The organism is Xanthomonas nasturtii, from assembly GCF_023337365.3.
Lineage (GTDB): Bacteria > Pseudomonadota > Gammaproteobacteria > Xanthomonadales > Xanthomonadaceae > Xanthomonas > Xanthomonas nasturtii.
Map to the genome: position 1 here is coordinate 3,975,637 of NZ_CP142084.2, position 19,584 is coordinate 3,995,220.

General features: G+C 60.9%; 17 protein-coding genes. 7 read left to right on the forward strand and 10 right to left on the reverse strand.

Translation table 11 applies throughout. The annotated features are described in order from the left end of the window. Window positions 1-88: 88 nt before the first annotated feature. Genes rfbD through rfbB form a run of 4 tightly spaced genes read right to left on the reverse strand, consistent with a single transcriptional unit; the run spans window position 89 to window position 3,542 of the window. Window positions 89-997, reverse strand: coding sequence for a dTDP-4-dehydrorhamnose reductase (gene rfbD, locus M3O59_RS17275; protein WP_116905736.1), 909 nt, complete (start codon window positions 995-997; stop codon window positions 89-91). Further along, the gene (rfbC, locus tag M3O59_RS17280) at window positions 994-1,551 is read right to left on the reverse strand and encodes a dTDP-4-dehydrorhamnose 3,5-epimerase (protein ID WP_064635183.1); all 558 of its coding nucleotides are present in this window, start codon (window positions 1,549-1,551) and stop codon (window positions 994-996) included. Before rfbC ends, rfbD begins: the two co-directional genes overlap by 4 nt. Then, window positions 1,548-2,435: a glucose-1-phosphate thymidylyltransferase RfbA gene (rfbA, locus tag M3O59_RS17285; protein WP_064635182.1), complete on the reverse strand. Its 888-nt coding sequence runs from the start codon at window positions 2,433-2,435 to the stop codon at window positions 1,548-1,550. Before rfbA ends, rfbC begins: the two co-directional genes overlap by 4 nt. A gap of 51 nt (window positions 2,436-2,486) precedes the next feature. After that, window positions 2,487-3,542 carry a dTDP-glucose 4,6-dehydratase gene (gene rfbB / locus M3O59_RS17290; RefSeq protein WP_249054571.1) on the reverse strand — a complete coding sequence of 352 codons (1,056 nt, stop codon included), beginning with the start codon at window positions 3,540-3,542 and terminating at the stop codon, window positions 2,487-2,489. Between the two features lie 229 nt (window positions 3,543-3,771). On the opposite strand from rfbB, the gene M3O59_RS17295 reads away from it, so the two are divergent. The 7 genes from M3O59_RS17295 (at window position 3,772) to M3O59_RS17325 (ending at window position 11,765) form a co-directional block, all read left to right on the forward strand. After that, window positions 3,772-4,518: an electron transfer flavoprotein subunit beta/FixA family protein gene (locus M3O59_RS17295; protein ID WP_116905738.1), complete on the forward strand. Its 747-nt coding sequence runs from the start codon at window positions 3,772-3,774 to the stop codon at window positions 4,516-4,518. Continuing rightward, the gene (locus M3O59_RS17300; RefSeq protein WP_249054573.1) at window positions 4,518-5,462 is read left to right on the forward strand and encodes an electron transfer flavoprotein subunit alpha/FixB family protein; all 945 of its coding nucleotides are present in this window, start codon (window positions 4,518-4,520) and stop codon (window positions 5,460-5,462) included. Before M3O59_RS17295 ends, M3O59_RS17300 begins: the two co-directional genes overlap by 1 nt. Before the next feature lie 555 nt (window positions 5,463-6,017). Beyond that, a complete protein-coding gene (locus tag M3O59_RS17305) occupies window positions 6,018-7,118 on the forward strand; it encodes a DegT/DnrJ/EryC1/StrS family aminotransferase (protein ID WP_064635173.1) in 1,101 nt (366 codons plus the stop codon). Then, entirely contained in the window at window positions 7,103-8,074 is a 972-nt protein-coding gene (locus tag M3O59_RS17310) for a glycosyltransferase family 2 protein (RefSeq protein ID WP_064635171.1), read from the forward strand. Before M3O59_RS17305 ends, M3O59_RS17310 begins: the two co-directional genes overlap by 16 nt. Next, window positions 8,071-9,000 carry a WxcM-like domain-containing protein gene (locus tag M3O59_RS17315; protein WP_249054578.1) on the forward strand — a complete coding sequence of 310 codons (930 nt, stop codon included), beginning with the start codon at window positions 8,071-8,073 and terminating at the stop codon, window positions 8,998-9,000. The genes M3O59_RS17310 and M3O59_RS17315 overlap by 4 nt, the downstream gene beginning before the upstream one ends. Continuing rightward, complete coding sequence (locus M3O59_RS17320) at window positions 8,987-9,424, forward strand: GtrA family protein (RefSeq protein WP_064635167.1); 438 nt, start codon at window positions 8,987-8,989, stop codon at window positions 9,422-9,424. Before M3O59_RS17315 ends, M3O59_RS17320 begins: the two co-directional genes overlap by 14 nt. 88 nt (window positions 9,425-9,512) lie before the next feature. Further along, window positions 9,513-11,765 (forward strand): sugar translocase, encoded by a 2,253-nt coding sequence (locus M3O59_RS17325; protein WP_249054580.1) that lies wholly within the window; start codon window positions 9,513-9,515, stop codon window positions 11,763-11,765. Window positions 11,766-11,949: 184 nt separating this feature from the next. Here M3O59_RS17325 and M3O59_RS17330 read toward each other — a convergent pair whose 3' ends face one another. The 6 genes from M3O59_RS17330 to M3O59_RS17355 form a co-directional block, all read right to left on the reverse strand. Continuing rightward, window positions 11,950-12,888: an NAD-dependent epimerase/dehydratase family protein gene (locus M3O59_RS17330; protein WP_082925909.1), complete on the reverse strand. Its 939-nt coding sequence runs from the start codon at window positions 12,886-12,888 to the stop codon at window positions 11,950-11,952. After that, window positions 12,872-13,906, reverse strand: coding sequence for a GDP-mannose 4,6-dehydratase (gmd, locus tag M3O59_RS17335; RefSeq protein WP_064635161.1), 1,035 nt, complete (start codon window positions 13,904-13,906; stop codon window positions 12,872-12,874). Before gmd ends, M3O59_RS17330 begins: the two co-directional genes overlap by 17 nt. 79 nt (window positions 13,907-13,985) lie before the next feature. Next, window positions 13,986-14,585, reverse strand: a complete 600-nt coding sequence (locus M3O59_RS17340; RefSeq protein ID WP_064635160.1) for a hypothetical protein — start codon at window positions 14,583-14,585, stop codon at window positions 13,986-13,988. Between the two features lie 31 nt (window positions 14,586-14,616). Beyond that, window positions 14,617-16,362, reverse strand: a complete 1,746-nt coding sequence (locus M3O59_RS17345; RefSeq protein WP_249054616.1) for a glycosyltransferase — start codon at window positions 16,360-16,362, stop codon at window positions 14,617-14,619. Between the two features lie 20 nt (window positions 16,363-16,382). After that, window positions 16,383-17,444, reverse strand: coding sequence for a glycosyltransferase family 4 protein (locus M3O59_RS17350; protein ID WP_064635156.1), 1,062 nt, complete (start codon window positions 17,442-17,444; stop codon window positions 16,383-16,385). 51 nt (window positions 17,445-17,495) lie between these two features. Continuing rightward, window positions 17,496-19,559 (reverse strand): methyltransferase domain-containing protein, encoded by a 2,064-nt coding sequence (locus M3O59_RS17355; RefSeq protein WP_249054581.1) that lies wholly within the window; start codon window positions 19,557-19,559, stop codon window positions 17,496-17,498. Window positions 19,560-19,584: the final 25 nt, after the last annotated feature.

Genomic DNA, 19,584 nt, shown 5'->3' on the forward strand with positions numbered 1-19,584 from the left:
ATGAGCAAACAGCCGGGAATTCCCGGCTGTTTGCATTTCGGGCATCGGGCATCGGCAGTCGCGCTACCGGCATCGACCTGTTGTTGAACTACGTCCTGGCCGCGGGCAATTCGGCAATCACATGCTGCAAGCCAACGCGCCACTCGGGCAATTCGATGCCGAAATCGCTCTGCAGCTTGTCGATCGACAACCGCGAATACGCCGGACGCCTGGCCGGTGTGGGGTAGTCGGCAGTCGTAATCGGCACTACACACGGCGCACGCTCCAGCAGACCGGCACTGACCGCTTCCTCGAAAATGGCCTCGGCAAACCCATGCCAGCTGGTCTGGCCAGCTGCAGTGAGGTGCCAGGTGCCCGAGGTATCGGGCGCGCGCTGACGCAGCAACTGCGCAGTGACATCGGCGATCAAGGCCGCTGGGGTCGGTGTTCCGATCTGATCGGCCACCACGCGCAACTCATCGCGTTCGACACCCACCCGTAACATCGTGCGCAGGAAGTTGGCACCATGCGAGGCATACACCCAGGCGGTACGCAGGATCAGATGCTGTGCACCGGACGCACGGATGGCCTGCTCGCCGGCGAGCTTGGTTTCCCCGTAAACACCGAGCGGTGAGGTCTGTGCATCCTCGCGGTACGGCGCTGTGCCCTGCCCGTCGAAGACGTAGTCGGTCGAGTAGTGCACAAGCGGTATGCGATTGGAGGCGCACCATGCTGCGATAACGCCAGGCGCCGTTGCATTGGCACGGATCGCACTTTCGCGATCCTGCTCGGCGCGATCCACTGCCGTATAAGCGGCGGCATTGACCACACGCGATGGCTTGATCCGATCCAGCAAGGCCGTCAGCGTGTCGGGCGCATCGAAGTCCGCTGTTTCGCACGCGCTGCCGTCAGACAACTGGCCGCTGCGCGTGGTGGCCTGCACGGCATCGTCGATTGCCAGCGCACGCAGCAGTTCCGTCCCAACCTGCCCGTTTGCGCCAAACACCAACGTGGTCACGGCATATACACCGGCAGTCGGTCGGCTGGCACCTCATCCAGGAACGGCGCAGCGGAGTCCTTTGCAGACAGCAATGGATCGCTGATCGGCCAATCGATACCGATCGCGGCATCGTTCCAACGCACGCCGGCATCGGCTTCCTTCACATACACGTCGGTGCACAGATAACTGAACAATGCTTTCTCCGAAAGCACGGCAAAGCCATGAGCAAATCCCTCAGGTATCCAGACTTGGCGACGGTTTTCTGCACTCAGCAAAACGGCGGTCCAACGCCCGAAATGGGGAGATCCAGCGCGGATATCCACCGCGACGTCGTAGACCTCACCTTCGAGCACGCTTACCAGTTTGCCCTGTGGCCGAGGCCACTGGTAATGCAGACCGCGCAGCACTCCCTTGGCAGAGGTGGAGACGTTACTTTGCACAAAAGTCGTCGGCAGACCATGCTGCCTGAAGCGCTCTGCATTCCATGTTTCGAAGAACTGACCGCGCTCATCGCCGAACACTGCAGGCTCGATGACGACGCAGCCGGGCAACGTCGTTTCGATCACTTTCAATGGACAACCCCGCGCTTGGCCAATGCCGTCAGATATTTGCCATAGTCATTCTTCAACAACGGCGCTGCCAGGCGCTCCAGCTGCTCTGCATCGATCCAGCCCTGGCCAAATGCGATTTCTTCCGGGCAGCACACCTGCAGACCCTGGCGCATCTGGATGGTCTCGATGAAATTGGCCGCTTCATGCAGCGACTGGTGCGTGCCTGTATCCAGCCATGCATAGCCGCGCCCCAGAGGCTCAAGATGCAGATCGCCAGCATCGAGATAGCAACGATTGAGATCGGTGATCTCAAGCTCGCCGCGTGGCGAGGGCTTCAACGCAGCCGCGTAGTCGCTGGCCTTGCCGTCATAGAAATACAGACCGGTAACCGCGTAGTTGGAGCGGGGCTTTTCCGGCTTTTCGGCAATGTCGATGACCCTGCCTTGCTGATCAAATTCGGCCACGCCATAGCGCTCTGGGTCGTTGACCCAATAGCCAAACACGGTTGCACCCTGCTCGCGCATGTCGGCGCGGCGTAGGGTGTCAGTCAACCCGTGACCATGAAAAATATTGTCGCCCAACACCAGGCAGCTCGGCTTGCCATCGACGAACTCGCGACCGATCAGATAGGCCTGCGCCAGGCCGTCAGGGCTGGGTTGCACGGCATACTGAATATTGACGCCCCATTGGGAACCATCGCCCAGTAGCGACTGGAACAGCGCCTGCTCGTGCGGTGTGTTGATGATCAGGATGTCGCGGATACCTGCGAGCATCAGCACGCTGAGCGGGTAGTAGATCATGGGCTTGTCGTACACCGGCAACAGCTGCTTGCTGACGCCTTTGGTGATCGGATACAAGCGCGTTCCGGAACCGCCCGCGAGAATGATGCCTTTACGTTGAGTCATGAGAGCGTCCTTGGAGGTCCGCACAGCATTATGCGGACGCTGAGATGAGTATCAGGCGGTCGCGCCAATGCGTTCAAGGCGATAGCTTCCATCCAGCACGCCCTGCACCCAGGCCTGATTGGTCAGGTACCACTCCACCGTCTGCGCGATGCCCTGCTCGAAGGTGTAAGCAGGCTCCCAACCCAATTCGTTCTTCAACTTCGACGCATCGATCGCGTAACGACGGTCGTGCCCAGGCCGGTCGGTGACATGGGTGATCTGGCTTGCCCGCGGCTTGCCGTCCTCACGCGGGCGATGCTGATCCAGCAGTGCACAGATCGCCTGCACGACCTCGATATTCTGGCGCTCGGAATTGCCTCCCACGTTGTAGGTCTCGCCAATCTTGCCCTTGGCCAGCACGGTGCGGATCGCCTCGCAGTGATCGCTGACGAACAACCAGTCGCGCACCTGCTTGCCATCGCCGTATACCGGCAACGGCTCGCCGGCCAGCGCCTTGGCGATCACCAGCGGGATAAGCTTTTCCGGGAAATGGTACGGGCCGTAGTTGTTCGAGCAGTTGGTGGTCAGCACCGGCAGCCCGTAGGTGTGGTGAAACGCGCGCACCAGATGATCCGATGCCGCCTTGGACGCCGAGTATGGCGAATTCGGTGCGTAAGGAGTGGTCTCGGTGAACTTGCCGGTCGCACCCAACGTGCCGTAGACCTCGTCGGTGGACACATGCAGGAAACGGAAAGCATCGCGACGCGCAGCCGGCAGCGCTTTCCAGTAATCGCGCACAGCCTCAAGGAGAGCCAAGGTGCCGACGACGTTGGTCTGGATGAAAGCGCCCGGGCCTTCGATCGAGCGATCCACATGGCTTTCGGCAGCGAAATTCAGCACCGCGTCCGGCTGATGTTCCTGCAGCAGGCGGGTCACGAGCGCGCCATCGCCAATGTCGCCCTTGACGAACACATGGCCGGCATTGCCTTCCAGCGACACCAGCGTGTTCAGGTTGCCCGCGTAGGTGAGCGCGTCGAGATTGATCACACGGATCCCGCGTGCGACTGCCTCAAGAACAAAATTTCCGCCGATAAAACCGGCCCCGCCGGTCACTAGCCAAGTCGCCACTATCTACCCCTCCTGGTCGCGCGCGCACTGCGCTGCGTTTTCAAACCACACAGGATATACGGTCAGAGCAATGCCGGGCCTAAGCATGGGCCAAACCACGCACGGGAGTATTGCAACGCACCATCCATACGCCATCGCATGGTACGCCCAGCCCGGTTAGAATGGCCGCACTCCCGAGCCTGCCGCCGCGGCCAGGCCTTCCCGCAACAGCTGAAGGATCTCGTACACGATGAAAATCCTCGTCGCCTACAAGCGCGTGGTGGACTACAACGTCCGCATTCAGGTCAAGCCGGATGGCTCCGGCGTGGTCACTGACGGCGTCAAGCTTTCGCCTAATCCGTTCGACGAAATCGCACTCGAGGAGGCATTGCGCCTGCGCGATGGGGGTATCGCCACGGAAGTCGTGGTCGCCACCCTGGCGCCGGCCGATGCAGCCGCGCATCTGCGCAACGGGCTGGCAATGGGAGCCAACCGTGCCATCCATGTGGTCACCGATGCAGCCATCCAGCCGCTGACGGCTGCGCGCGCCCTGCTCAAGCTGGTCGAGAAGGAACAGCCGGACCTGGTGATTCTGGGCAAGCAGGCCATCGACGACGACGCCAATCAGACCGGCCAGATGCTGGCCACATTGTGGGGCCGGCCGCAGGCAACCTTTGCTGGCAAGCTGGTGGTGGCCGACGGAAAGGCCACGGTCACCCGCGAAGTGGATGCCGGCCTGGAAACGCTGGAAGTGGACCTGCCTGCGGTGATCACCACCGATCTGCGCCTGAACGAGCCGCGCTTCATCAAGCTGCCGGACATCATGAAGGCCAAGAGCAAGCCATTGGAAACGCTGGCGTTTACCGATCTGGGTGTCGATGCACATGACAGCCTGGTCACCTCCCACTATGCGGCGCCGTCCAAGCGCAGCCGTGGTGTGATGGTCAAGGACGCCGCCGAACTGGTGGCCGCACTCAAGCAGAAGGGGTTGCTGTAATGGCCAAGGTTCTCATCGTTGCCGAACATCTCAACGGCCAGCTCAACGCGGCCACCGCCAAGACCCTGAGCGCCGCGCTGGCGATCTCGGCCGAATCCATCGATGTGGTCGTGCTGGCCGCCGACCCGGCCGCCGTCGCAGCACAGGCCGCGCAGCTGGCCGGCGTCGCGCGCGTGCTGACCGTGGCCAACGCAGCAAACGAGCACGCCATCGCGCAGGTGCTGGGACCGCAGATCGCCCAGCTGGCCCGCGAGGGCTACACGCACGTGTTCGGCCCGTCCACCACGTTCGGCAAGGACCTGATGCCGGTCGTTGCGGCCTTGCTGGGTGTCAACCAGATCTCCGATCTCATGACGGTCGAAGACGCCTATACCTTCAAGCGCCCGATCTACGCCGGCAACGCGATCATCACCGTCAAGGCACCTGCCGAGCAGATCGTGGTGGCGACCGTGCGCAGTGCCTCCTGGCCGGAGGCGGCCAATGGCGGGAACGCGACAGTCGAGCCCATCACGGTTGATGCCACCCTGCCAACCCACAGCCGCTTCATCGGTCTGGCTGCAGGCAGCTCCGACCGCCCCGACCTGCAAAGCGCCAAGCGCGTGGTCTCCGGCGGCCGCGGCGTCGGCTCGGCCGAGAATTTCCAGCACATCTACAGCTTGGCCGACAAACTCGGCGCCGCCGTGGGCGCCTCGCGCGCCGCCGTGGACGCCGGCTACGTGCCCAACGAGCTGCAGGTCGGCCAGACCGGCAAGATCATCGCCCCCGAACTCTACGTGGCCATCGGCATCAGCGGCGCGATCCAGCACCTGACCGGCATCAAGGACGCCGGCACCATCGTGGCGATCAACAAGGATCCGGAGTCGCCGATTTTCGAGATTGCCGATATCGGGTTGGTGGGGGATTTGTTCTCACTGCTTCCGGAGCTGGAACAGGCGCTGGGCTGAGCCCGGGGCAGGCACGCCGCGCGCCCTTCCGGATGACGCGGTGTGCTTGGAGGATCCGGATGCGGTCCAGCTGCTCTGCACACAAATAATCCGTCTTGGCAGAACGTGTCGCTATAATTCCGTGCCAATCTACAATGACCCCCTTGATTCTCTCCCTGGGCCTCAGGGTCCGTGACGTGCGATAGCGGGAGGCGGGCGATCTCCGGTCTCGTTTCGGGCGCCGCTGAAGTTGGGTACGGCTACATCCAGATCGCTGCGGAAACAGGCGCGCGCGCCGTCGACCGCTTCGTGGAGAAGCCGGATCTGGCGACCGTTGGGGCCTGCGAAGCTTCTGAGGGCACTTCTGGAACAGCGGCGTACTCTGGTACCTGGGCACTGCGGTGTCACCCGCAGTTTGAAGACCCCGGACAACGTTTCACCAGAGCTGTTCGACGTCCAATCCGGTCGCTACCTGGATGAAGACGCTATCGTCTGGTTCGAAGATCAGTACAACCGTGCCTCCCACCAGGCGGCACGCCATTCCAACTTACACCTTACTCAAACTCTGCGGATCCCATGGACGCTCTGATTCCTGTCAACTCGCTTTCCCGCCATATCGCTCCCTTGCAGGACACGCTGTCTCAGATCGCCGGCAGCATCATTGCCAGCGGCTACTACGTCCTCGGCCCGAACGTGAAGGCCTTCGAGCAGGAGTTTGCGGGCTATTGCGGCGCCACTCACTGCGTCAGCGTCGCCAATGGCACCGACGCCCTTGAGCTCTCCTTGAAGGCGCTGGGCGTGGGTCAGGACGACAAGGTTGCGGTGGTGGCCAATGCTGCCATGTACGGCACCAGCGCCGTTCTGGCGTGCGGCGCGACGCCTGTTTTCGTCGATACGGGTGCAGGCACGGGACTGATGTCGGTGACCGCGCTGGAGGCTGCGCTGGAGGGTGGCGCCCCCAAGGCCGTGATCGTGACCCATCTGTACGGACAGTTGGCCGATATCGAGGCCATCGTCGCGCTGTGTCAGGCGCGCGGCATCAAGGTGGTGGAAGATTGCGCGCAGGCGCATGGCGCAGAACGCAATGGCCGCCGCGCGGGCAGCTTCGGCGATATTTCGTCCTTCAGTTTCTACCCGACCAAGAATCTGGGCGCCCTGGGCGATGGCGGCGCCATCGTGACCAGCGATGACGCCCTGGCCACCCGTGCGGCACAGCTGCGCCAGTATGGCTGGACGGCCAAGTACACCAACAGTCTGCGCGGCGGTCGCAACAGCCGCCTGGACGAACTACAGGCCGCGATGCTGCGGCATATGCTCGTGCTGCTGGATGGCTGGAACCAACGCCGCCGGGACATCGCCAACCGCTACGCCCGAGGCCTGTCCAACCCAAAGATTGCATCCGCCGGCGTGGTAGGTAGCGATAACGTGGCCCATTTGTACGTCGTGCGCTGCGAGCAACGCGAGGGACTGCGCGCGCACCTGCAGGCGGCCGGCGTGCAGACCGACGTCCACTACCCGCTGTGCGATCATCGCCAGCCCTGCCATGAGGGCGCTTTCGAGTCGGTGGTGCTGCCGAATACGGAAGCCGATGCCGCGTGCGTGATCACGCTGCCTTGCTTCCCCGAGCTGACCGATGAAGAAGTCGACCAGGTCATCGATGCATGCAACCGGTTCTGAGCGACGTGCAGCCGCCCTCCCTCAGCCTCGTTGTCCCGATCTATGGCAATGAGGGTTCCATCGACGACCTGCTGCAGGCCGTCGACTTCATCGCACGGAGCGTGGATGGGGATTTCGAAGCGGTTTTCGTAGTGGACGGCAGCCCTGACCGTAGCTACGCCTTGCTGCGCGAAAAGTTGCCTGGCTGCGCATTCCGTTCGCAACTTGCAACGCTGACCCGCAACTTCGGTGCATTTCCGGCAATCCGTACCGGGCTACAGCTCAGCTCCGGGGAGCTGACGGCGGTCATGGCCGCCGATCTGCAGGAACCCCCCACGCTGGTGATCGACTTCTGGCAGCGCTATGCCAAGGCACGCTACGACGTGGCCTTCGGCGTGCGCGAAGCGCGCAGCGATCCGGCGGCCTCGAAGCTGGCGTCGACCTTGTTCTGGGCGACCTACCGGCGCATGGTCATCAAGGACATTCCCAAGGGTGGCGTGGATATCTTCGCTGTCAGCCGTGGTTTCCTCGAACGGCTGTTGCTGTTGAACGAAGCCCATTCCAGCCTGCTTGCGCAACTGTTCTGGCTGGGCGGCAAGCGCGAATTCGTCAGTTATCAACGGCGCGAGCGGCAGCACGGCAAGAGCGCCTGGACCTTGAGCAAGAAACTGCGGTATCTGTCCGACAGCGTCTTTGCTTTCACCGACCTGCCGGTCCGCATGCTGACGGCGCTGGGCCTGATCGCGCTGGCATTTACCACGCTGCTCGGTGCGCTGGTGCTGGCCGCGAAGTTTTCCGGACTCGTCGCAGTGCCGGGATACACACTGACCATCTTGACCATTCTCTTCTTCGGCGCACTCAATTCATTGGGCCTGGGTATCGTAGGTACCTACGCCTGGCATGCGTTCGAAAATACCAAGGCACGTCCGCTGTCGATCATGCAGTCGGTCGAAAACTTCGAAAAGGATAACCCGTGAGCCATTTCGTGCACCCCAATGCTCTTTGCGAGAGCGACACCATCGGCGAAGGCACCCGCGTCTGGGCATTTGCCCACGTGCTGCCCGGCGCCCGCCTTGGCCGCGATTGCAATATCTGCGACGGCGTCTTCATCGAATCTGATGTTGTTGTCGGGGATCGGGTGACTGTCAAATGCGGAGTGCAGTTGTGGGACGGCGTGCGCCTTGGCGACGATGTCTTTGTGGGCCCCAATGCCACCTTCACCAACGACCTGTTTCCGCGCAGTCGGGTGTATCCCGAGAAATTCCTCGGCACCGTCGTGGAATCAGGTGCTTCCATTGGCGCCAATGCGACAATCCTGGCCGGCACCACCATCGGCAGCGGCGCGATGATCGGCGCTGGTGCGGTGGTCACACGCTCGGTACCGCCCAATGCCATCGTGGTTGGCAATCCTGCGCGCATCGTGGGTTACGTGTCCGACAAGGATGCGGGCAAGACAGCTCCGCTGCCCGCCGGCCAGGGCATCACCGACACCGTCGTTCCGGGCGTCAAGCTTTACCAGATGCCCAGCTTCGCCGACATGCGCGGTTCCCTGTCGGTCGGCGACTTCGACAGCTTCCTGCCCTTCAATGCGCGGCGGTACTTTCTTGTCTACGGCGTACCCACACAGGAGACCCGTGGCGAGCACGCGCACAAGCGCTGCCATCAGTTTCTCGTCTGCGTCTCCGGTTCGGTCAGGGTGCTGGCGGACGACGGTACGCGCCGCATCGATGTCGAACTCAACTCGCCGAACCAGGGCATCCATCTGCCGCCGATGATCTGGGGCACGCAATACAAGTATTCCAAAGACGCCGTGCTGCTGGTGTTTGCGTCCGAGCCCTACGATTCTGACGAATACATCCGCGACTACGCGGACTTCAAGAGTCTGGCGAATGCGGGCGGATGAGTCCCCACAGGCCGATACCCTGCTTCGGCGGCATCGGCCATTGGTCTCCGTAGCCCTGCGCTTCCTGCTGGGCGGAGCACTCAACACGGGCCTGACCCTGGTGCTGTACTGGGTGCTCCTTCGCTTCATGCATTATCAGTGGGCGTATCTTGCGAGTTTCTGTGCAGGCATCCTGCTCAGTTACCTGATCAACACCCGTTATGTCTTTCGTGCCGACCACAGTTGGTTGAAGTTTGCGGCGTTTCCGCTCATCTACCTGGTGACCTACGCGCTTGGGGCCCTGGCGCTGAAACTCAGCGTAGGGCATCTGGGCGTGCCGGCAGCGGTCGGCCCGCTGATCTCCATCGTTGTCACGCTGCCAGTGTCGTTCATCCTGAGCAAGTTGTTGTTGCAGGCTCCCAAGCCCGACGCCTCTCAGGGCTGAGCCAGACGCGGCGCAGAACGTCACCCCACCTCGCACCTGCCTGCAGCCCCCGATGGCGCAGCGCATCCATTCTTGACCTGTGGATTACATGAGCACCCTACTTCCTCCTACGACGCCGGCCCGCCCTCTCATCAAGGCCGAATGGCTGCCCCTGCTGTTAGGCGCCGTCCTGTCCGTCGTGGCGGGCAGCGTCCTGCTCGTCGGCTGGCGGGCGGGCCTGTTGCCCGTGCTGGACTACCCACTCTCGTATAGCGGCGACGCCTTGAGCAGCCTCTGGCTGACGCAGCGAGCGATGGAAGGATGGATCTTCGAGAACGCCCGTAGCGGCTTCCCATTCGGCTCCTCCTTCCTGGATTACCCCGGGGCAGACTCCGGCAGCTTCCTGTTCCTGAAACTTGCCGGCATGCTGACCGGCAGCAGTGCCGCAGCACTGAATCTGTTCTTCCTGCTGGGCTTTGCCGCGAACTTTCTGACGGCATATTGGGTGATGCGCTGGCTGCGCGTGGGTCGTTCGCTGTCCTTTACCACTGCCATGCTCTTCACGCTGGCGCCGTTCCATTTCCTGCGCCTGCAGCACATCTTCTACACCTGGTATTTCGGCATCCCGATCTACTTCATGCTTGCGATCCGGATTGCACGCGCCGACGTATCGCTGGATTTCTGGAGCGCCCGGCCCGCCCGCAAGATCGCGCTTGCTGCGCTGTACCTGATCCTGAGCTGTTTTGGCGTCTACTACACGGCATTCGGCCTGATCCTGATTGGAACGGCCTGCCTCATGGCGTTGTTCCAGAAGAACTGGGCGTCCATCACCCGCCTCGCAGCACCCGTCATTTTCTTCCTCGCGCTTGGCACGCTGGCAAATGTCGCACCCAACGTGATCAACGAGCGGATCAACGGTCACAATCCGGAAGTCGCTGCCCGCGCGCCGGCAGAGTCCGAGATCTACGGCGTGAAGTTCATGCAGTTGATCCTGCCGCGCCCCGACCACAGGCTACCCAAGCTGGCCAATGTGACGGCCAGCTACATGGCCAGCACACCGTTGATCAACGAGAACACGACCGCCTCGCTGGGCCTGATCGGTTCCTTCGGTCTTGCCATCCTGGCGCTGGTCGCGTTCGCACGCCTGTCCGAGCGGCGCAACGAAGAACGCATTGCCCTGTTGGCGATTCTTTCCGGCGTCCTTCTGGCATTCATGACCATCGGCGGGCTTGGCTCACTCTTCGCGCACGTCGTATCGCCCTCCATCCGCGGCTGGAACCGGGCCAGCATCTTCATCACGTTCAGCACCCTCGCTGCGGTAGCCATCGGCGTGCAGATGCTGTCCGACAAGGTGGGGCGTCGACACCGCATGACCATCGCCTCGATCGCTGCCGCCGGCATGCTGGTCTTCGGCATCTGGGACCAGACCTCGGCGGTGTGCGGCCCGTGTCAATCCAGCGCGCGCACTGCGTACGAGCAGGACAGGCGTTTCATCCGCAGCATTGAAACTGCCCTGCCTGTCGGTGCAGCCGTTTACCAGTTGCCCTATATGCCGTTTCCAGAAGTGCCGCCCAAGAATGCCCTGCACGCCTATGACCTAGCGGTGGGATTCGTCCACTCACAGCACCTGAAGTGGAGCTACGCAGGCATGAAGGGCCGTGAGGGCGACCTGTTCTACCGGAATCTGGAGACCCAACCCGCCGCCGCACAGCTCAAGGCGATCAGTCGCTTCGGCTTCGACGCTGTCTACATCGACAAGCGCGGCTACGCCGACCAGGGGGCGCAGGTCATCGCTGAATGGACCCAGGCCATTGGCGCGCCGCCGGCGATAACACGCGAAGATGGCGCTGTTGTGGTTTTCCGTCTGCCAGGTGGTGCCAAGCCTGCAAGCGCCGATGCTGCCAAGGACACCGTGGTCACCGAGCCCGCGGCAGATACCAGCATTACGCTCCCCGCGCTCCGCAGCTTGCTCACGCAAGGCTGGTCGTCCGACGAGGCATGGGGTGTCTGGTCGGAAGGCACAAGCTCATCGCTGCGCTACCGTGTCAACTCAACGACCGTCGGCAAGACAACGGTGATTCTGCGCGGCAACCCGTTTCTGCCTGGCCCCCAGCAAGCCCTGCGCATCCGTGCCACGGTCAACGGCGTCCAGGCGCTCGACACCCGCGTCACTGCAGCACAAGCGGTGCCGCTGGCACTACGGATTCCGGTCACGACCCGCCAGCCTGGTGAAGTAGTGCATCTGGTTCTTAGCTACGAAACACCGGTCTCTCCCGCGCAGGTCGGCATGTCTGCGGACCAGCGGCTGCTTGCCCTCGGGCTGACCAGTCTTGAAATTTGCAAGTCCGACTGCAGCAGATAAGCCGGCCGGGAAGCACGATCGCCAGCGCGTTAATCGCCCCTTTCACCTGGCGCGGTTCCTGGCAACTGCGGGTGCGTCAGCCTGTTAGATAACGCTGAACAAAAACACTACCAAGCATTCGCAGCGAGCTTCGGCTGAATTTTCCAGCCGAAGCTCGATTGCTCTCAATGTCCTTGGATTGCCCTCACTGCTCAGTGCTGGCAGCTTCAAGCATCCAGCGCAGCGTGTCCTCCAGCGCAAGACTCTGCCAATCGCCGATCAGCTCCTGCAATCTGGCATTGCTGCCAAGCAACTTCTTGACCTCGTTCTCCCGAACGAACGCGGGGTTCACCTGGACGTCGATGTCGTGGCCAGTGATTTTCGAGCAGATCCTGATGATGTCCCCTAGCGAACTGGCGACACCCGAACATACATTGACGATTTGCCCTTCGGCCGCTGGCGCCTGCAGGAGCTTGCGGTAAGCCAGCACGACCGACCTGACATCGCCGAAATCGCGCCACACTTCGGTGTTGCCCAACTCGATGGAAGAGGCACGCGATGCGAAATGGGAAACGATCTTGGGAATCAGGAAGTTGGTCGCCTGACCGACCCCGGTATAGTTGAAGGGGCGCGCAATCACCAGGGGCAGGCGCTCGCGCCATAAGCTGGCGACATATTCCATGGCGAGCTTGCTCACCGCGTAGTCGTTCGCGGGCGCGGGCGTGACCGACTCGTCGATCACGCCTTCGGTTGCATTGCCGTAGACATTGGCACTGCTCGCGATCAGCACCCTCTCCGGGCGGTGTCGGCTTGCGGCCAGCGCCTGCAGCAGGTTACGCGTACCTAGCAGATTGACGCGGTAAAAATCGTCAGCATCCCCATGACCGACAAAGGCCACTGCCGCCAGATGCACAACGTAGTCGGCTTGGGCCTGCGCAACGGCGCGGGCGACGTCGGCAGCGTCGCGCAGATCCATCGGCCAGAACTCGTCGGTGCTGCCCATGCCGGCAGTGTCCGAACGCGTGCCGACGCCAATGACCGTGCAGCCCTGTTCCTGGAGCTGCTGGGTCATGTAGCGCCCGGTGAACCCGGACGCTCCGCTGATCAGAACCCGCTTGCCCATCAGGTCAGAATGAGAAGCCACGCTCGTTCCTCTTCAGATCGGCCTCGACCATCATCTGGCACAGCTGCTCCAGCGTGGTCTCGGGCTTCCAGCCGAGGATGCGGGCCGCCTTTTCGGGATCGCCGATCAGCAGCTCCACTTCTGCAGGGCGGTGGAACTTCGGGTTGATGCGCATGAGCACCTTGCCGGTGGCAGTATCCACCGCAGTCTCTTCAGCGTCCTTCCCACGGAACTCGACGTCGATGCCCGCGCCCTTGAACGCCATGCTGACGAAATCGCGTACGGTCTCGGTGCGATTGGTTGCGAGCACGAAAGTATCCGGCTCCTCGGCCTGCAGCATCCGCCACATACCTTCCACATACTCGCGCGCAAAGCCCCAGTCACGCTTGGCGTCCAGGTTACCCAATTCCATGCAGTCCAGCAGCCCGAGCTTGATCTTGGCTACCGAGTCGGTGATCTTGCGCGTCACGAATTCACGTCCACGCAATGGACTTTCGTGGTTGAACAGGATGCCACTGCAACCAAAGATGTCGTAACTCTCGCGGTAGTTCACCGTCATCCAGTGTGCATAGAGTTTGGCGACACCATAGGGGCTGCGTGGATAGAACGGCGTGCTTTCGATCTGCGGAACAGCCTGCACCTTGCCGAACATCTCCGACGTCGAGGCCTGGTAGAAGCGGATATCCCGGTTCACCTGACGGATCGCCTCCAGCAGGTGGACCGGACCGATACCGGTGATCTGCGCCGTCGTGGTCGGCTGATCGAAAGACACACCCACGAAGCTCTGAGCCGCCAGATTGTAGACCTCGGTGGCTCCGGTGCTTTCAAGCATACGGATGCTCGACCCTAGATCCGTCAGATCGTATTCGATTAGATTAAGGTTCGGGTGGGCTGCAATTCCAAGCTCTTCGATCCGCCAGAAATTGACCGAACTCGTACGGCGATACGTGCCAAATACGCGGTAGCCCTTGTCCAACAGCAGTTCTGCAAGGTAAGCACCGTCTTGACCCGAGATTCCAGTAATCAACGCAGTTTTCATTAACACATTCTCTTGTTTACGTATTGGTTCCGGCTTTGAGCCGATGCAGGATCGGGCTGTTTCCGCCGCACGGTGCAGCTCAACGCGTTGACAGCGGCTTCCCACCCGCACCGCATATCGTCTGCTTGCCCTGATCTGCGCAGCTGCTGAACGGGCCGTAGTCGAGCGGCTCGATCTTGAAATCGCTGAACCAGGCGACGCCTTCCTGTACCAGCCCGATTCGCAGGCTCTTTCCAACCACTGCCTGGGCTGGCACCTCGGCGATCACCTCGGCGGAGGCACCCGCAGCAATTCCATCGGCGGGAAGCGAAGCGCGTACGAAATCCTTCGCCGATAAAGCGCCGGAACTGTCTACCAGAGAGATTGCGAGGTTGACCGGCAAGGTGCCCTTCGAACTCAGCGTTTCCTTGCCAGCGTTGGTGACCGACACAACGGTGCGTATCACCTCGCCATTATTGGCGACCACAGGGTCCGAAACGATGGCATAGCGAGCCCCGACTTGCTCCTGCGTCAAGGGGCTCGTCATACCGGGTGCTTCGGAGGCCGGAGCAGCCGGTTGAGGTGCGGCGGTTACCGGCTGGTCTGCCTCAGGCGATTTGGAGCAACCAACAAGGGTGATGAAAGTCGCCAGGATGGCGACAGTGCCCAGAGAGACGGGGGTTTTCACAAAAGCTTTCATGCGTTAGGACCTGGGTTGGATGAATGTGCCCTCATGATTGAGTGGCTTCTACACGTACGAGCAGCCGGGCTGGTACAAACCCCCGAGTTTTGAACCAGCCAACAGATTCCTGGACGAGATCGATTTCCAATTCGTACTCACCAACTGCATCAGGCACACGAAGTGAGATGACCTGTTCGCGACACGAAGCTGGCTCGATTGGCTCGTCAATCCAATGGCGCGGCTGCTCGACTTCCTGCAGCGGCACAACGGAGCGCCAGTAGCATCCGATGTAAATGCCGAACGGCATCACCGAGTGGCCGGGCGGACTGAGCCAGGGGAACCCGCTGGTATTGTTCAGCATCAGCCTTACGGTGACCTCGCTGGAGGGCTCGGCCACACCAAGATCGGTTTCGATCAGTGCCGCCCCTCCCTGACATGCTTCGACCGGCAAGGCCTCAGTATAAGGGTACGGCTCGACCGTGGCGAAGACCATTTGTCCGTGCGTGTCGACCTGGCGCTCGGATAAGGCCTTGAGCGCAGAATCGACCCACCGGTCACCACGCAGCGTACTGCGGACATCGATTCTCTGAACTTCGCCCGACAGCGGAGATTCAAGGTCGATCTTGAGATCGACCAAGGCCTCGGCGACGCGATCCCTGAAATCGGAAAAGACACGCCTGGATTTCAACAGCTTCACATAGCGGTCGGTAGCACCGTATGGGTCAAGCTCCGGGCGACTCGCCTGATCTCCACATTCTTCTGCCCAACGCGAGTACGCTGCCGAATCCAGTGCAAAGTGCCGCAACAGACTGCCAAGAACCTCTGGACAGTCGGACGTGGGGGGCACTTTCCTGACGCAGGACGGCAGTTCTGCGTACCAGCCCTGATCCGATACCACGACAGGCAGGCCCGCTTGCAATGCCTTTGACACGACCGCGGAGGCTTCGCCCATGGTCGGCTGGCGAAGCGCGATCATCAGGTCGGCACGCTCGAACACACTGCGAAATTGCTCGTCGTCGATGCGACCATGATCGATCAATCGCACGTTCTGCAAACCCGAAAGCCGCTCCAGCTGTAGCTGCACGGCAGGTTCGACCACACCGGCTATCTCAAGAGAAAGCGGGTGAGTCAACTCGGGCTCGACCTGCAACAATGCCTCAACGATCCAGTCGAACCTGCGATTCACCTGCCCACCGCCCATCACCGCAATGGTGCTGAGACGATCACGCACCCGATGCCGCGCGGCGACAGGATAGAGTTGGGGGATGACCGTAACAGGCAGCCATGGAAACTCCTTGGCAACGCTTTCGGCCGCGTATCGGGAATGCACGACCACCTCCAGTGCGAATTTCGTCGCCACTTGATGAAGCGGGTAATGCACGATGTCGTCACGGCCCCAGATCGGAGAGCCATAACGCAGTGCAAGCGTTGCGTTCTTCACTTCAGCAGCGGAATGCCATTGTTCCAGCACCCGCGTATACCCGTCACCGAGCAGCGACTCGTCACTCAGGACACCCGCCACCATGTGGTGCAGCACCAGATCATGCAGGTGAACAACGCCGGGAACACATGCCATCAGTGGAAGCATCCACCCATGAAAAGCGGGATGATTTCCCATCTGGTAGACAACGGCATCCGCTTCAAGCAGCCCATCGACAACCTTCTGGGCTCCCATGCGTTCCACGTCACCGCGGACCACCGTGTCGACCTGCACGCCCCGCGCGCGCAACAGTTCCACCAGCCCGGCCGAATACTCGGCAATGCCGGAATGCTCGGGGGGTAGTGGCCCGACCATGGCAATGCGGAAACGCGTGTTCAAATCCTTTCCTCCACGAGCTCGCGTATCACGCGATCCCATGTAATCGAGGTGCTGAGTCGGTATCCTTCATCGGCAAGCGCGCGTAGTTGCGCACCGGTTCTTGCGTAGCAGTCCCCGATACTCTGCGCGATTTCCTCTGCCGTGGGACCGGTGACCCACCCACTTCCGGTGGCTTTTACGATCCTTCCGACTTCGCCGCTGTCGTCAACCGTAATGACAGGTTTATGCGCCGCAAATGCCTCCAGCGTTGCGAATCCGTAGTCTTCGTCAACGGGTGAGTAGAAAACGGCCCTGCAACCGGCGATCAACGCGAGCAGTTTCTCATCCTCGACAAAACCCGTCAGTTCCACCCTGTCCTGCAGCCCCAGCTCATGCACCAGCGGTGCCAGGGACAGCGCGTAATCACTGGCTCCTGTGCCTGCTATGACGATTTTGGCCTTTGATACATGTGCCGCTGCGCGAATCAGCAAGTCGGGCCGCTTCATCGACTCGAGGCGGCCGATGCACAAAATATAATCGCCGTAGTCACCGGATGTGATCAACGGGGCCAGTTTGGATGGGGGGTATAGAACCTGCGAAGAAAGACCGTTGAACTGTTGAAGCCTCTCGGTCACGGTCTGCGAGATGGTGTAGCGCGATTCGATGTCCGACAACAGCTGCGTGTCTGAAACGCGCAAGGCGTCGCGCAACGCCACATCGCGAGAGTTCAGATGGGGGAAATCAAAACGGGTGCGCTCCAGATCGTAAAGTACCCTATGCTGATGCACCAGCCAGAGCGTCTTGTTCGCATGCTGGGCAGCGTATGTTGGAAACTTGGTACAAATACACAGGTCGATCTTCTGCCCGTTACTTTCATTCAGATCCAATAACCGCCACGCCAATGCGGAGGAAAGGATTTCCGTTTCGGGATACCAACGATACGGCAGCTGCACCAGTTCGGCGACGACCTGGTGTTGCTTACCCCACAGATTGATCTGACGGACCAGCTCCTCATTCAGAAACTCTGCCCCTCCCCTGATAAACGGCACCTGCGCACCGAGCACGATGACTCTTTTCACGACCCGAACCCCCTACATGATGTCCTTACCACAACGTTGACTTCCTCTGGATTATTTACGTGACTTGCGGATACGACTACCCAGCTGATCGACTGCGGCAACACGTTTGTCCATTGCAGCTTCTGCCGGAGTCGGCACCGAACCATCAAGGGTGGCCACGTCCTCCAGCTGTGGGACTGGCGCGTTACGGATAATCGCAACATTGCCGTCGCCACGTTTGAGTACCCGCGTGGTGAACAAACGAAGCGGCGCCGTAATCCGCCAGGACCGGCTTGCATGAAGGCTGTCGATCTGTCCTTCCAGGACCTCCACCGCCAACTCAAGCTCGCGAATGTGCTCTCGTGCTGCAGTAGCGATCTGCATGCTTCTGGAAAGATCGGCCTGCAGCTCCTTCACTCGGTTTCTATCCTGCTCGCGCGAGTTCTCGAGCTGGGAAATTTGTTGCTGCTGTGCGGCAACCCGAGCCTGCAAGGCAGCAGATGCGATCGCTTGAGCTTCGAGTCCTTTGGCCCAGGCTGCCAGTTTCTCGCTGTCCTCCTCGAGTCGCTGGCACCTGCTTTCGGAAGCAGCAATTTGCTGTTCAAGCAACTGGAAGCGCCCCTGTTCCTTCGATGCGCTCTCACGAAACTGCTCGATCGCCGCGCCACGTGCGGCAAGCTCCACTCGATGATGCTCCGTCTCGATATGCACCGCGCTCAGCCGCGCGTTGTAAACGAGTAGCGCGTCATGCAGACGCCGATAAATCGATGCCCACTCAGGAAGCGGGGCCGGTGCGGCATCGGCTTGTTGGAGACACTGTTGCAGCAGGGCGAACGTCAACTGGGAACGATTCTGCCCAAACAGCGCTACGAACGCATTGCAGTACCGGGCAGGTAATGTCGTGAAATCCAGCGCAGGCTCACGGCTCGGGCTGGGGGAAACAACCCGACGTTCAAGAATCTCCTTGACCGTGATCAGAAACGAAAACAACAGATCCTCAAGCCAGGAGCAATCGGCGGCGTTGGTCGAGATCGCGCCGTAATCGATCAGTACAGCACGCATTTCCGGCGTGATGAGGATATTCCAGCAGCGCACATCGTTATGATACAAACCGGCACGTTCAAGCAACACAAGTTGCTCGAGAATCTGCGCGATGATCTCATCGGCGTCATAAGCCGAACCATCGTCGATCGCCTGGGAAAGAAGTCGCCCATCCATCATCGACCTGGCAAGAAACAAATCCCTGGAGTCGTTCAGCGACGCGATCAGGCGCGGCGCCGGATAGCCGAGTGGCGGATTGCTTAGAAACTCCACTTCATTGACGAATTCGCGCAAGTTGATCTCTGCGCGATCTTCAACGGCCAGCGTCATTCTTTTTACGAAAACCTGTGGCCCGAAATAATAGCGACGCGATTGCAGGTGCGTGCCCCGCCCATGCGCATGCGATTCAGCTGTCCAGGACGTGAAATCGCCGATGATTCCGTCCACATACCAGAACTGGCTGCTCGCGAAATAGAGCGGCCTTGACACTGCCGAAAGGTGCGTCTCCTGCCGCGAAAGCAGGCGCAGGAACGCATAACTGGATAGGATTTCGGCAGGATCCTGCGGTAACGATGGCGCCCAGTAAAGCGGCTCCTCATGCAAGGCGAGTTCAAACACTCCCGCAGCGGTCTTTTCCGAAAGCTTGCGACACAGTTCCGATACGCTCAGGATGCCTCGGGCGTGTACGAGATGATGGAAGACGCTGAGCCCGAGGACCAGATCGTACCGACCCGGTTCAAGCCGATCTATCACGTCCTCGACAGTACCGTGCTCAAAGCTCGCTGCAAACGAAGGATTTTCGGCAGCCAGCGCTTTGCACACATTTACATTGAGATCGAGAAAGTCCACTCCGTGCACCGTGTGGCCGTCGGCCGCCAGGTTCAATGAGAAGAAGCCCTGCGCACAGCCAAGATCCAGGACGCGCAGCGGACGCCCGAGCGTAGCCTGAAGGCGCTGCGCACACTGGCGGATCAACAGCAGCCTATCCTCGCAACCACGCGAGCTGCCATCGGTTAGTTCAGGATGCGCGAAAATCGGCTGATACTTCTCAGGAAGGGCTGCCACAAGGGCGCCCATACTCAGTGACTCGGTCATGACTGTTCGCTCTTTGTATTGATGT